13 protein-coding genes are annotated in these 13,274 nt (G+C 75.6%); 9 read left to right on the forward strand and 4 right to left on the reverse strand.

Features of this window, described 5'->3' with window-relative positions:
• Positions 1–28: 28 nt before the first annotated feature.
• Positions 29–1,957 (reverse strand): alpha-amylase family protein, encoded by a 1,929-nt coding sequence (locus EPD83_RS03010; RefSeq protein ID WP_322095765.1) that lies wholly within the window; start codon positions 1,955–1,957, stop codon positions 29–31.
• A 155-nt stretch (positions 1,958–2,112) separates the two neighbouring features.
• Here EPD83_RS03010 and EPD83_RS03015 point away from each other — a divergent pair, with 155 nt between their 5' ends.
• The 5 genes from EPD83_RS03015 to EPD83_RS03035 all read left to right on the forward strand — a co-directional run bounded on the left by EPD83_RS03015 (position 2,113) and on the right by EPD83_RS03035 (position 6,437).
• Positions 2,113–3,543: a ferredoxin reductase family protein gene (locus EPD83_RS03015; protein WP_128365966.1), complete on the forward strand. Its 1,431-nt coding sequence runs from the start codon at positions 2,113–2,115 to the stop codon at positions 3,541–3,543.
• A gap of 27 nt (positions 3,544–3,570) precedes the next feature.
• A complete protein-coding gene (locus EPD83_RS03020) occupies positions 3,571–4,158 on the forward strand; it encodes an FMN-binding protein (protein WP_128365967.1) in 588 nt (195 codons plus the stop codon).
• Positions 4,155–4,934 (forward strand): FAD:protein FMN transferase, encoded by a 780-nt coding sequence (locus tag EPD83_RS03025; protein WP_128365968.1) that lies wholly within the window; start codon positions 4,155–4,157, stop codon positions 4,932–4,934. Before EPD83_RS03020 ends, EPD83_RS03025 begins: the two co-directional genes overlap by 4 nt.
• A 210-nt stretch (positions 4,935–5,144) precedes the next feature.
• On the forward strand, positions 5,145–5,561 hold the full coding sequence (locus tag EPD83_RS03030) for a hypothetical protein (RefSeq protein ID WP_165566190.1): 417 nt from the start codon (positions 5,145–5,147) through the stop codon (positions 5,559–5,561).
• Between the two features lie 27 nt (positions 5,562–5,588).
• On the forward strand, positions 5,589–6,437 hold the full coding sequence (locus EPD83_RS03035) for a PhzF family phenazine biosynthesis protein (RefSeq protein ID WP_128365970.1): 849 nt from the start codon (positions 5,589–5,591) through the stop codon (positions 6,435–6,437).
• 561 nt (positions 6,438–6,998) lie between these two features.
• Here the strand turns inward: EPD83_RS03035 and EPD83_RS03040 are convergent.
• Genes EPD83_RS03040 through EPD83_RS03050 form a run of 3 tightly spaced genes read right to left on the reverse strand, consistent with a single transcriptional unit; the run spans position 6,999 to position 10,858 of the window.
• Positions 6,999–9,005, reverse strand: a complete 2,007-nt coding sequence (locus tag EPD83_RS03040) for a thioredoxin domain-containing protein (RefSeq protein ID WP_128365971.1) — start codon at positions 9,003–9,005, stop codon at positions 6,999–7,001.
• A gap of 27 nt (positions 9,006–9,032) precedes the next feature.
• The gene (locus EPD83_RS03045) at positions 9,033–9,926 is read right to left on the reverse strand and encodes an aminoglycoside phosphotransferase family protein (RefSeq protein ID WP_164896206.1); all 894 of its coding nucleotides are present in this window, start codon (positions 9,924–9,926) and stop codon (positions 9,033–9,035) included.
• Complete coding sequence (locus tag EPD83_RS03050; RefSeq protein ID WP_164896208.1) at positions 9,923–10,858, reverse strand: hypothetical protein; 936 nt, start codon at positions 10,856–10,858, stop codon at positions 9,923–9,925. Before EPD83_RS03050 ends, EPD83_RS03045 begins: the two co-directional genes overlap by 4 nt.
• A 104-nt stretch (positions 10,859–10,962) precedes the next feature.
• Between EPD83_RS03050 and rimP the strand changes: the two genes are divergently transcribed.
• The 4 genes from rimP to EPD83_RS03070 form a co-directional block, all read left to right on the forward strand.
• A complete protein-coding gene (gene rimP / locus EPD83_RS03055) occupies positions 10,963–11,484 on the forward strand; it encodes a ribosome maturation factor RimP (RefSeq protein ID WP_128365973.1) in 522 nt (173 codons plus the stop codon).
• 2 nt (positions 11,485–11,486) lie between these two features.
• Positions 11,487–12,551, forward strand: coding sequence for a transcription termination factor NusA (gene nusA / locus EPD83_RS03060; RefSeq protein WP_128367393.1), 1,065 nt, complete (start codon positions 11,487–11,489; stop codon positions 12,549–12,551).
• A gap of 104 nt (positions 12,552–12,655) precedes the next feature.
• Positions 12,656–12,895 carry a YlxR family protein gene (locus EPD83_RS03065; RefSeq protein WP_235950308.1) on the forward strand — a complete coding sequence of 80 codons (240 nt, stop codon included), beginning with the start codon at positions 12,656–12,658 and terminating at the stop codon, positions 12,893–12,895.
• Positions 12,896–13,003: 108 nt separating this feature from the next.
• On the forward strand, positions 13,004–13,274 hold a 271-nt coding region (locus EPD83_RS03070), incomplete at its 3' end, for a translation initiation factor IF-2 N-terminal domain-containing protein (protein ID WP_407676010.1).

Raw genomic sequence — 13,274 nt, forward strand, 5'->3', positions numbered from 1 at the left:
GTGAACACGCCGGGATTTGCCGGCGTGTTCACACACGTTCGGGGGAGGGGAGGGTGAGCCAGAGGGCGGCGTGGGGCGGGAGGTGGACGTCGCCGTCGTCGGACCAGGGGAGGGCGTCGCCGGTGAGGGCGTCGACGGTGTCGGCCAGCCCGAGCTCCTGCACCCGCCACCCCGGCCAGACCCGGGTCTCGGGCGTGACGTTGTAGACGCCGGCGAAGCGGCCGAGCGGGTGGTCGCGCAGGGTGACGAGCACGCCGGGGTCGTCGACCGGTCCGATGGTCGAGTCGACCGACCCGTGCAGCTGCGGCAGCGTCCCCCGCACCCGGATCAGCGACGCCAGCGTCCCGAAGACGCGTCCGGCGACGGTCGTGTCGTCGTGCCGCTGGCCGACCCGGGCGGCGTCCAGTCGGGGCCGGTGCGCCCAGCGGTTGTCGTCGGCGTGCCCGGGCTCGCACGCCCAGTCGGGGTCGTTGGGCTGGCCGAGCTCGTCGCCGCTCCACAGCACCGGAACCCCGCCCCACCCGAGCACGACGGCGTGCGCCAGCCGCAGGGCCGCCAGCGCCTCGTCGACCTCCTCGGGCGTCTCGGCGGCCTCCAGCCCGACGAGCGACGCCGCGCTGCCGGAGGTCCGCCGGTCGCCAGTGTCCGGGTTGAACTGGAAGACGAGGCCGCGCGCCGGCGAGCCCCAGAAGTCGCCGGAGTACCAGTCGGCGAGGAAGTGCCGGTGCCCCGGGCCGGTCAGCCCGACGGCGGCGGCGTCCTCGTCCATGACCGCCCACCCGATGTCGTCGTGGCAGCGCAGGTAGGTGAGCCAGGTGGCGGTCGTCGGCTTCGGCGGCAATGACCCCAGCGCGTGGGCGGCGAGCCGGACGTCGCGCGCGGCGAGCATCGACCAGACCTGCACCATGAGGCTGTTGTGGTAGGCGAGGTCGCTGACCTTGCCGGTGAACCGGCCCTCCCCGAGGTAGGGCAGCAGCTTGGTCGGCGCGACGATGGCCTCGGCCTTGAACACGACCGCCGGGCAGGCGATCCGGGCGACGGCGCGCAGCACCTGGGTGATGGCGTGGACCTCCGGCTGGCCCTGGCAGTCGGTGCCGAGGCGCTTCCACATGAAGGCGATGGCGTCCAGCCGCAGCACGTCGACGCCGCGGTTCGCGAGGTCCAGGACAACCTGTGCGTACTCGACGAGGACGTCGGGGTTGCCCCAGTTGACGTCCCACTGCCAGGAGTTGAACGTCGTCCAGACCCAGCCGCGCACCTCCTCGTCCCACGTGAAGCTGCCGGGTGCGAAGTCGGGGAAGACCTCGGGCAGCGTGCGCTCGTAGGCGTCCGGCAGGCGCCGGTCGGGGAAGACGTGGAAGTAGGAGCGGTAGCGCAGCAGTCCCTCGCGGGCCTTGCGCGCCCACTCGTGCTCGCGGGCGACGTGGTTGAGCACGAGGTCGAGGACGAGGCTGATGCCGCGCTCGTGCAGCGCGTCGGCGAGCGACTCCAGGTCCGCCATGGTGCCGAGGTCCGGGCGCACCTGCCGGTAGTCGGCCACGGCGTACCCGCCGTCGTTGTCGCCCTCGCGCGGCTGGAGCAGCGGCATGAGGTGCAGGTAGCGCACCCCGAGCTCCTCGAGGTAGGGGATCCGATCGGCGACCCCGCGCAGGTCGCCGGCGAAGCGCTCGGTGTACGCCGCGTACCCGACGGTCGAGGGGTCCTGCAGCCAGTCCGGGCGGAGCATCCGGTCCAGGTCACGCCGGTGCAGGGCGTCCCGGCGCCGGGCGAAGGCGCGGGCGGCCTGGGTGACGAGCGCGGCCCCGGTGCGGGCGGCCCGCTCGGGGCCGTAGAGCATGACGAGGCCCTCGTACAGGTCGGGCCACCAGCGCTCGAGACGGGCCCGGAACATCTCGGCCCGTTCCGGGGAGAGCCCGAGGTCCGGCGGCGAGGGGGGCGGGGGCTCGGCGAGAGTCACGGGCGCATTCTGTCGGACGCCGCCGGAGCGCTCCACCGTCCGCCCGGCCGGGCGCATCCACGCCCCCGGGCCGACCGCGCGGGATCGTCCCGCTCACGGTGGGCGCCGACGCCCGTCACAGCGGAGCCATAGGGAACGCCACCAGGGTTCCGGCCATGACGACGAGCACCCTCCCCCCCGACGCGGCTCGCGAGGCGTCCGGTCGCCGGTCCTCCCGCCGCGTCGCCGCCCTCGGGCCGGTGCCGCGCTGGTGGCGCGACGCGACCGGAGCGGCCGGCTGGGCGGTCGTCCTCGGCGTCGTCGCGCTCTGGGTGGCCGGCGGGGGAGTGCAGGAGCTCGCGACGTGGTCCGGCTTCTTCCTCTCGACCGGGCGGCTCACCGGGCTCGTCGCCTCGGCCCTGCTGCTGCTCCAGGTGATCCTCATGGCCCGCGTGCCCTGGGTCGAGCAGGCATGGGGCCAGGACGAGCTGGTGCGTACCCACCGGCTGGTCGGCTTCACCTCCTTCACCCTCCTGGTCTCGCACGTCGTGCTCATCACCCTCGGCTACGCGGCGTCGACGTCGCTCGGCATCTGGGGAACGACGTGGGACCTCGTCGTCGGCTACCCGGGGATGCTGCTGGCGTGGGCCGGGACGCTGGCACTCGTCATGGTCGTCGTCACCTCGGTCAGGCGGGCCCGGCGGCGGCTGCGCTACGAGTCGTGGCACCTCGTCCACCTCTACGGCTACCTCGGCGCGGGCCTCGTCCTGCCCCACCAGCTGTGGACCGGTGCCGAGTTCCTCGACTCCGCCGTCGCCACCGCCTTCTGGTGGGGCCTCTGGGCGGTCACGGCGGCGGCCGTCCTGGTCTTCCGGCTCGGTCTGCCGGCGTGGCGGTCGCTGCGCTCGCCGATCCGGGTCCTCGAGGTCCGAACCGAGGGGCCGGGCGTGACGACGGTGACCGTGGGCGGCGACGGCGTCCGTCACCTGCCCGCCCGGGCCGGCCAGTTCTTCCAGTGGCGCTTCCTCGACGGTCCCGGCTGGAGCCGGGCCAACCCGTACTCGGTCTCGGCCGCCCCGGACGGGCGCACGCTGCGCTTCACTGCCTCCCACGTCGGCGACGGCTCGGCCCGGCTCGCGACCCTGCGCCCGGGCACCCGGGTCCTGCTCGAGGGCCCCTACGGCCGGCTGCACGGCGGCATCCGGACCCGCCGCAAGGTCCTCCTCATGGGCTCGGGCATCGGCATCACCCCGATGCGCGCACTGCTGGAGGAGCTGCCACAGGCGCCGGGCGACGTCACCGTCGTCCACCGCGTCCGTTCCGCCCGCGAGGCCGTCCTCGCCGACGAGCTGCGCGTGCTGGCCACCGCCCGCGGCGCCCGCTACCTCCAGGTCGAGGGCCGGCGCATCGACGGTCGCGAGTCCTGGCTGCCGCGGCAGGCCGCCCACCTCACCGACACCCGGGCGCTGCTCGAGATCGTCCCCGACCTCGCCGAGCACGAGGTCTACGTCTGCGGCGGAGACGGCTGGATGACCGCCGTCCGGACCGCCGCCCTCGAGGCGGGGGTGCCGTCCACCGCCGTGCACCTCGAGCGCTTCGCCTCCTGACCCCACGACCCCTGCGAAGGACCCGCCATGCGACGCATCACGACCTGGCTGCTGAGCACCGTCTCGGTGCTGGTGCTCCTCTTCAGCTACCACACCTCGACGAACTCGGCCGGCGCGGGCGTGGTCGCCGTCGGGGAGAGCGGGGTGGGTGGCACCGACGCCAGCACCGACGACACCGGCTCCGTGGACGGCGACGCGTCGACCGGGTCCGGCACGACCGACGGCGGACCGTCGGGCTCCGGGTCCTCGTCGGGTTCCGGCTCGTCCACCGACCCGGGGAGCGGGTCCTCGTCGGCGGACGGCGGGTCCTCGGACTCCGGCTCGTCGTCGTCCGCCCCGAGCGGCACCTTCACCGGCGACGCCGTCCAGACCCGGTTCGGCCCGGTGCAGGTCGAGATCACGGTGCGGAACGGCAGGATCACGAAGTCCGTCGTCACCCAGGTGCCGTGGAGCAACGGCCGGGACCAGGAGATCAACTCCGTCGCCGTGCCCGTCCTCAACGACGAGGCCGTGCAGAGCCAGAGCGCCGACATCGACATGGTGTCGGGGGCGACGTACACCTCGGACGGGTACCGGCAGTCGCTGCAGTCCGCGATCGACCGGGCGAACCTGTGACCACCGCCGAGATCCCCGTGGCACCGGCGGCGCCGACGCCTCCGGTGCTGGGCCGCCGCGCCTGGGTGGAGCACGTCATGGGGACCGCGGTCAGCGTCCACGTCCGTGCCGTCGAGCCCACCCGCCCCGACATCGAGGCGGCGGTCGGCCGCGTGTACGCGCACCTGCGTCGCGCGGAAGCCGTCCTCTCGACCTGGCGGCCCGACAGTGACCTCCTGCGTCTCCAGCACGGCGAGACCGACGACGTGCACGCCTGGGTCGCCGACGTCACCGAGCTCTGCCTCGAGGCCGAGGACCGCACCGACGGCCTGTTCCGGGCCTGGCGCGCGCGGCCGGGAGGGCGGACCGTGCTCGACCCCACGGGCCTGGTCAAGGGCTGGGCGGTGGCAGCGGCGGCCGAGCACCTGGCCGTCGTGCCGGAGGTGGCCTTCGCCGTCGGCGCCGGAGGGGACGTCGTCGTCGGCGCGGGTCGGGGCCCGGTGGCCGCGGCGCCGGCCTGGCGCATCGGCCTCGAGGACCCCAGGCGGGCCGGCGCGGTGGCCGACGTCGTCACGGTGCGCCGCGGGGCGGTCGCGACCTCCGGTGCCGCCGCACGCGGCGGGCACGTCATCGACCCCCGGACCGGGGGCCCCGTCACACGTGCGGGGTCGGCCACCGTCGTCGGCCCGGACCTGACCTGGGCGGACGTGTGGGCGACCGCCGCCTGGGTCGACCCGGAGCACGCCGGACGCCTGCTCGGGGAGCGTGACCCGTCCTATCGCCTGGTGCTGTTGTGACCAATGAGGCTGAACAGCACTGGTGTGACCAAAGTTTCTCAAATGGCCGGCCGAAACGGTGACCCGGAGGTGGTGACTTCGTGACCTGACCTTTACCATCGGAGTACTCGCCGACCAGCAGGGGGTCGGCCGGTAGCAGGGGTCCACATGCACATCTCGCCATCCAGCCGGCCCAGCCGGCGTTCCGTCACCACCGCGGCCGCATGGGCCGTGCCCGTCATCGCCGTGGGGGCCGCCGCGCCCGCCATGGCGGCGTCGCCGGGGGTCGTCATCACCTTCGAGGGCGCGGGCTGCAAGTACCCGGGCCGCTCGGTGGCCAACAAGGAGTACGGGTACCGGCTCGAGTTCACGGTCAACAGCTCGGAGGCGACCACGGTCACCTTCGAGTCGGTCGTGGCTCCCAACTACCCGGACGCCCAGATCATCGAGGTCGGCCCGAACCCGGTCGACTCGACGACGACCTCGATCCCCGAGGGCGAGAGCACGGTGTTCGTGGTCATCGCCGCGGACATCCAGGTCTCGAACGGCAACAGCGCGAACGGCACGGCGACGTTCACCTACACGACGGGCACCGGCGAGTCCGGCACCGTCGTCGGTGACATCACCGGCTTCAAGCCCTGCAAGTAACCGACCGCCGGGTCCGCACGTGGTTCGATGAGCCGCGTGCGTGACCTGCGGATCGTCGACGTCTTCTCCTCCTCGCCCTACCGGGGCAACCCGGTCGCCGTCGTGCACGACGCCGACGGGCTCGGCGACGACGAGATGGCGTCGGTCGCGCGCTGGACCAACCTCTCCGAGACGACGTTCCTCTGCGCGCCCACCGAGCCCGGTGCCGACTACCGCGTGCGCATCTGGACCACCGGGGGAGAGCTGCCCTTCGCGGGGCACCCCACACTCGGGTCGGCCCACGCCTGGCTCGAGGCGGGCGGTGCCCCTGCGCAGCCGGAGGTCGTCGTGCAGCAGTGCGCCGCCGGTCTCGTCCGGGTGCACCGGGGGGAGGGCCTCGCCTTCGAGGCGCCACCCCTGCTGCGGTCCGGCCCGGTGGACGCGAGCACCCGCGCGCGGGTCCTCGCCGCCTGCGACCTCGAGGAGCAGGAGGTCCTCGACCTCGCCTGGGTCGACAACGGTCCCGGATGGATCGGTGTGCTCCTCGACGACGCCGCCGGCCTGCGGGCCCGGCGCCTGCAACCCGACCGGCTCGACGGCCTGTCCGTCGGCCTCGCCGCGCTGTGGGGGGAGGACCACCCCGACGGCTGTGCCCTCGAGGTGCGCGCACTCTTCTCCGACGGCCGGGACGCCACCGAGGACCCGGTCACCGGCAGCCTCAACGCGGGACTCGCCCAGTGGCTGGTCCCCGCGGGACGGCTGCCCCGCCGGTACACCGCGGCCCAGGGCTCGGCACTCGGGCGAGCGGGCCGGATCGAGGTCGAGGTGACCGACGACGGACGCTTCCTCGTCGGAGGCGCGACGCGCACCCTCGTCGAGGGTCGGATCGACCTGTGAGCCGCTGCGGATAGCCCGGTCCGGCTCTGTCCAACCGGCCACGGGCGCTGCTAGCCTGCGACCGTTCAGCCGAGATTCAGCAGGGGACCTCGGCAGGATCACCAGGCTGTGACATGTCGCGATCTCCCAGGCTCGGAGGCGTCGGGAACCCCGTCGCCCGGGACACGTCCCCGACGCGTCCCACCGGGCCCGGCGTCCCCACCGGGCGCGCCGGCAGCGCGGAGCCCGCGGCCCCCCGGACGACGCCCGCGCGCGGCCCGTGGGCCCCGTCACGGCGGCGCGAACCCGTGCCGCACTCGTCGTCCCTGCGGCCTCACCCGGTCCGTCACCGGGTGAGGTGACACCACCCCTCTGACCCAGTGGACGGCATGGCCCGCCATGCCGTCCACTCGGCCCGCCCGACCACCCTCCGGGGAGTCGCGTGGGCCGGCGGACGCCGGGACGGCGGCGGTCGGCGGCCACGGCCGCCGGTCGTCTTCCCTCTGTGCCTCCCGGCGTCCGTAGGGCCGCCCCGCGCGTGACGCACCACCGCGCGGGGCCGGCCCTGCACCGGCAGGTCCGTCAGCCGCCCGATGCCGCCGGGCCGCCCAGCGCCGCCGCCAGGTCCGCCGGCGACGTCACCGGTGCGTCGCACACGAAGCCCCGGCACACGTAGGCCGCTGCACCCGCGCCGACGAGCGGACGGTCGGCGAGCAGCGGGACCTGCGGGGCGTCCGGGACGCCGGCGACGGCCACGAGCCCGGGGGAGGTCGACCGCCGCGCGACGGCGAGCAGCACCTCCGCCTCGGGGGCACCACCCACCACCGCGACCTGCAGCGGCCCCGCGACGGCGGCCTCGGCGACGGCGAGGGCCCAGCCGGCGAACCGTGGCTCCTGTCCGGCGACGCCGCCACAGGAGGCGAGCACCTCGTCGGCCAGGGCGCGATGGCGGGGGCTCCCGGTGAGGGCGGAGAAGGTGAGCAGGGCGCCGGCCAGGGCCGACGCGCCGGCGGGCTCGGCGTTGTCGCTGCGCTTCGCCGGCCGGGCGAACAGGGCCGGGGCGTCGTGGGCGGTGTCGTGGACGGCGCCCTCGTCGTCGACGAAGCGGGCGAGCGCGTCGTCGAGCAGGTCGCCCGCGGCCGTGAGCCAGCGCGCCTCGCCGGTGGCCTGGTGCAGGGCGAGGAGGCCCTCGGCCAGGTCGCCGTGGTCGTCGAGCACCGCCGGCGCGGCGGAGACCCGGCCCCCGCGTGAGGTGCGCCGCAGCCGGCCGTCGACGACGTGGGTCGCCAGGACGTGCGCGGCGGCGCGGCGTGCGGCGTCGACGAGGTCCGGACGCCCGAGCAGGGCCCCGGCGTCGGCGAGTCCGGCGACGGCCAGCCCGTTCCAGGCGGTGACGACCTTGTCGTCGCGGGCCGGCTGCGGGCGGGCGTCCCGGGCCCGCAGCAGCCGGGCCCGGGCCTGCGCCCACCACGCGGGGTCGTCGGGGTCGGCCCGCAGCTGCAGGGTCGAGGTGCCACGCTCGAACGTGCCGGCGCCGGTGACCTCCAGCAGCCGGGCGGCCCGGGCACCGTCGTCGGGCCCGAGGACCTCCGCCAGCTCCTCGGGGGTCCACGCGTAGGTCAGGCCCTCGTGGGAGGCACCGTCGACGACGGTGTCGGCGTCGAGGGCGGAGGCGAAGGCGCCCTCCGGCGTGCCGAGGTCGCGGACGAGGAAGTCGGCGGTCTCCTCGGCGACGCGGCGGGCGAGGTCATCGCCCGTCGCGCGCCACAGGTGTGCGTACACCCGCACGAGCAGCGCGTTGTCGTAGAGCATCTTCTCGAAGTGGGGCACGACCCAGTCGGCGTCGACGGAGTAGCGCGCGAAGCCGCCGCCGAGCTGGTCGTAGAGGCCCCCACGGGCCATCGCCTCGCAGGTGCCGCGGACCATGGCCAGCGCGTCGGCGGACCCGGTGCGGGCGTGGTGGCGCAGGAGGAACTCCAGGACCATCGACGGCGGGAACTTCGGGGCCCCGCCGAAGCCGCCGTGGGCGACGTCGTGGTCGGTGCGCAGCCGGGTGGCGGCGCGCTCGAGCAGCGCGGTCCCGAGCGGTGCGGCGGCCGGGGGGCCGGTGACCTCGCGCAGCCGGGCGGCGACGTGGTCCCCGGACGCGAGCACCTCCGCGCGCTGCTCGGTCCAGACCTGGCCGGCCTTGGCCAGCAGGTCCAGCAGGTGCTGCCGCGGCAGGTAGGTCCGGGCGAAGAAGGGGTCGCCGTCCGGGGTGAGCAGCACCGTCATCGGCCAGCCACCCTGCCCGGTGAGCGCGGTCGTCGCGGCCATGTACACGGCGTCGACGTCGGGTCGCTCCTCACGGTCGACCTTCACGGCGACGTAGCCGCGGGCCAGGGCGGCGGCGACCTCGTCGTCCTCGAACGACTCGTGCGCCATGATGTGGCACCAGTGGCAGGCGGCGTAGCCGACGGACAGGAAGATCGGCACGTCGCGGCGCCGGGCCTCCGCGAAGGCGTCCTCGCCCCACTCCCACCAGTCGACGGGGTTGTCCGCGTGCTGCAGGAGGTAGGGGGACAGGGACGACGCGAGCCGGTTCGCCATGCGCCCCACCGTAGGCGCCGGGACGGCTCAGTCGTCCAGGGCCTTGTGCAGCGCGACGCAGGTGGTCAGGGCCTCGGGCCCCTCGGTCGTGGCCCAGCTGACCTGGACGCCGGCCCGCAGCAGGGTCCAGGCGCGGGCCTCCTCGACGTCGACGCCGGCGGCGTCGGCGACGAGCCCCAGCCGGTGGCGCACCGACCACCGCAGGGCCGCACCGGTCCCCAGCTCGTCGACGCGGTTGCCGAGCAGCGGCCAGACCTCGAACCCCGGATGTCCCGCCACCGGCTTGGGGTCGATGGCGAGCCACTCGCCGTCGCGCCCGCGCAGCACGTTGGCGTAGTGCAGGTCGGTGTGCAGGAGCAGCCCCGGGTCGTCGGGGAGCAGGTCGCGGGCCAGGCCGTGCGTGCGCTCGACGACGCGCCGGGGCACGGCCGCGCGCCGGGCCATCCGCTCCAGGTGCGGCGCCAGGTGCTCGGCCAGCCCGGGCACCCGCGGCGGGGCGGCGACGTGCAGCCGGGCGAGGAGGCCGCCGACGACCTCGCAGGCCTCGTCGGTCCAGACCTCGACGAGGTCGGTGTCCGCGTCCAGCCGCTCGAGCAGCAGCACCCCCCGGGACGGCAGCGCGGCGACGAGCCGCACCGCCCCGACGCCGCCCCAGGTCCGCAGCGCGAGCGCCTCGTGGGTCGCCTCCGGGTGCGGCCACACGACCTTGAGCGCCAGGGCCTCCTCGCCGCGGCGGACGGGCACGACGACCGCGGTGGCACCGGTGCGCGCGGGCCCGTCGACGACGAGGTCCCACCGCTGCAGCGCCTCCTCGAGCAGGCGGGGGACCTCGCGGAGCCACTCGGCACCGGACGGCCCGCCCTCGGCGGGGCGCTGCGCGAGGTCCTGCACCCAGGCCGCCGGCAGCGCGACGTCGCTCACGTCAGGCCCGGGAAGGGACGCAGCGCCAGGTCCCACCCGTGCGCCCTCACCTCGACGGTCCCGAGCCAGCGGGCGGCCGCGACGAACCGGTCGGGACGGGGTCGTTCCGGCAGCCGCTGCGCCACCGGCTCGCCGAGTCCTCGGCGCAGGTCCTCCAGCGCGGTCCGGGCCAGCCGTCGGGCGTCGGCGGGCGAGCGGACCGCGAAGGGCAACGGATGGCCGACGGCGGGCGGGAGGGTGTCGCCGCCGGTGACCTCGGCGCGCAGCCGCTGCAGGGACTCCCGGTCGGCCAGCGCCCGCGTCCGGTCGGCCTCGGACCCGCGGGCGGCGGCGACCTCGAGCAGGTAGACCGCGCCGTCGAGGAGGGCGGCGACGTCCTCGGCGACATCGTCCGGCGCCGCGGGGGAGGCCCCGGCCCGGTCCGGGACGCCGAGCAGGCGGGCGGCGGCCCAGCGCTGGGCGTGCAGGGCGGCGACCGGCGCACGGAACGGGTCGGCGACGCCGGCGAACCGTCCGGCGGCCGCGGCCGCGGCGTCCTCCGCCCGGGCCAGGGCGCTCGTCGCGGCCGTGCCGGTGGGCGTCGGGGAGGGGGAGGTCGCGGCGCTCGCCGACGGGTCGACCTCGTCGGCCGGGACGCGCTCGTCCAGCAGGGCGGTCCGCAGCACCGTGTGCTGGCGGCGGTGCAGGGCCGCGAGCCGGCGGGGCAGGGTGCCGGGCAGGGAGGTGGCGAGGGCGGCGAGGAGGGCGGTGTCGCGGGTCAGCGCGGTGAGCCGGTCCTCGGCGGGGAGCCGGCGCCGGACCGGGCCGACGGGCAGCGGCGGGACGTCGTCCTCGAGCCGGACCCCACACCCGCCGAGGCCGGTGAGCCCGGTGCCGAGGGCCGCGGCGAGGAGGGTCCGCCGGCCCGCGACGGAGGGGTCCTCGGGCCGCATGGGCCCATCGTCGCACGGTGCGGCGCACCCCGCGGGGTGGCCTAGAGTGGAGGGTCCCGGTGACCGCCGGGGCACGAGAACTGCACAGGGAGGAGCGAGCCCGCATGGCCGCCGCGGACCGACTCCGACCCGTCGTCGACACCGCCCTGGACGGCACGGGCCTCGTCCTCGAGGACGTGTCCGTCACGCCCGCGGGCAAGCGCCGCGTCGTCCGGGTTCTCCTGGACCGCGACCTCCCCGCCGGCGACGAGGACGTGACGACCGCCACCGAGCCGCTGTCGCTCGACGAGGTCGCCGACGCCACCCGCACGGTCGAGCAGGCCCTCGACGCCAGCGACGCCCTCGGCGAGCAGCCCTACACCCTCGAGGTCTCCTCGCCCGGTGTCGGCCGGCCGCTCACCGAGGCGCGGCACTTCCGCCGCAACGTCGGCCGGCTCGTCACGGTGCACCGGGAGTCCGGCGAGCTCACCGGGCGGCTCGTCGCCGCCGGCCCGGAGCGCGTCCTCCTCGAGGTCCCCGCGACGAAGAAGGTGCCCGCGCGCACCGAGACCGTCCCCCTGCGCGAGGTCGACCGGGCCGTGGTCCAGGTCGAGTTCGCGCGTCCCGACCCGCCGAAGGAGAGCTGACCGTGGACATCGACCTCGCCGCCCTGCGCGCGCTGGAGCGCGAACGGGGCATCGACCTCGGCGTCATCGTGCCCGCCATCGAGCAGGCCCTCCTCCTCGCCTACCAGCGCACCGACGGCCACTACCGCTCCGCCCGCGCCGAGCTGGACCGCAAGACCGGCAAGGTCGTCATCTGGGCCCGCGAGGAGCACGAGCTGCCGCCGGCCGAGGGCGAGACCGACGAGGACGGCGAGCCCGCCCGTCCCCGCCGCGAGCTCGGGCCCGAGTTCGACGACACGCCGAGCGGCTTCGGGCGGGTCGCCGCCGCCACCGCCCGCCAGGTGATCATCCAGCGGATGCGCGACATCGAGGACGAGGCGATCCTCGGCGACTTCAAGGGCCGCGAGGGCGACATCGTCGCCGGCGTCGTCCAGCAGAGCCCGGACCCGCGGCACGTCACCGTCGACTTCGGCACCGTCGAGGGCATCCTCCCCGCGGCCGAGCAGGTGCCGGGGGAGTCCTACCCGCACGGCGCCCGGCTGCGGACCTTCGTCGTCTCGGTGCGCCGTGGCCCGCGCGGCCCGCAGATCGGTCTCTCCCGGACCCACCCGAACCTCGTCCGCAAGCTGTTCGCGCTCGAGGTGCCCGAGATCGCCGACGGCAGCGTCGAGATCGCCGCGCTGGCCCGCGAGGCCGGACACCGCACGAAGATCGCGGTGCACTCCACGGTCGCGGGCCTCAACGCCAAGGGGGCGTGCATCGGTCCGATGGGCCAGCGGGTGCGCGCGGTCATGGCCGAGCTCCAGGGCGAGAAGATCGACATCGTCGACTGGTCGCCCGAGCCCACGACCTTCATCGCCTCGGCCCTCTCGCCGGCCCGGGTCGCCTCCGTCACGGTCGTCGACCCGCAGCTGCGCTCGGCCCGGGTCGTCGTCCCCGACTACCAGCTGTCGCTGGCCATCGGCCGCGAGGGCCAGAACGCCCGGCTGGCCGCCAAGCTCACGGGGTGGCGGATCGACATCCGGCCCGACACCGAGGCCGCCGGGAGCAGCCCCACGCGGCCCGGGGACACGCCCGACCCCGCGTAGGCGGTAGACTCGTGGTCACCGACCGGACTGGACTCCGGCCCCGGGGCCCCGCACGGACGTGCATCGGGTGCCGCGGAACGGATAGCCGGTCGGTCCTCCTGCGAGTGGTTCTCGAGGCGGGGGAGCGCGGCCCGGCCGTCGTCCCCGACCCCGGGCGCCGTCGCCCGGGACGCGGCGCCTGGCTGCACCCGAGCGTCTCGTGTCTCGACCTCGCCGTCCGCCGACGGGCGTTCGGGCGGGCGCTGAGGAGCGCCGTCGCCCCGGACACCGCCGACGTGGTCCGGTGGGTCGAGGGCCTCGAGCGGGAGGAACCGTCAGATGAAGCGAACCGGAAGCGGGTTTGAACGCGATGAGCACCCGATGAGTCCTCAGCGATGAGCACCCCCCAGCTGTAACGACGGTCCGCGCCGAGCGGCACGGACCGAGACAGGAGAATTGTGTCGAAAGTCCGTGTGAGCGCACTCGCGAAGGAGCGCGGGGAGACCAGCAAGGTCGTCCTCGAGCGCCTCAACGCGATGGGTGAGTACGTCAAGACCGCGAGCTCGACCATCGAGGCCCCCGTGGTCCGGCGGTACAACGAGAAGTACCCGGCGTCCAAGCCCGCAGAGAAGCAGTCCGAGAAGCCGGCCGCAGCACCGAAGGCACCGGCCCCCAAGGCCCCCGCCGCCGCGGCTCCGGCCGCACCGGCGCCCGCGGCCCCCGCCGCGCCGTCGGCCCCGGCCC

It is taken from the genome of Phycicoccus flavus, assembly GCF_004025965.2.
In the GTDB taxonomy this organism is placed as follows: Bacteria; Actinomycetota; Actinomycetes; order Actinomycetales; family Dermatophilaceae; genus Phycicoccus; species Phycicoccus flavus.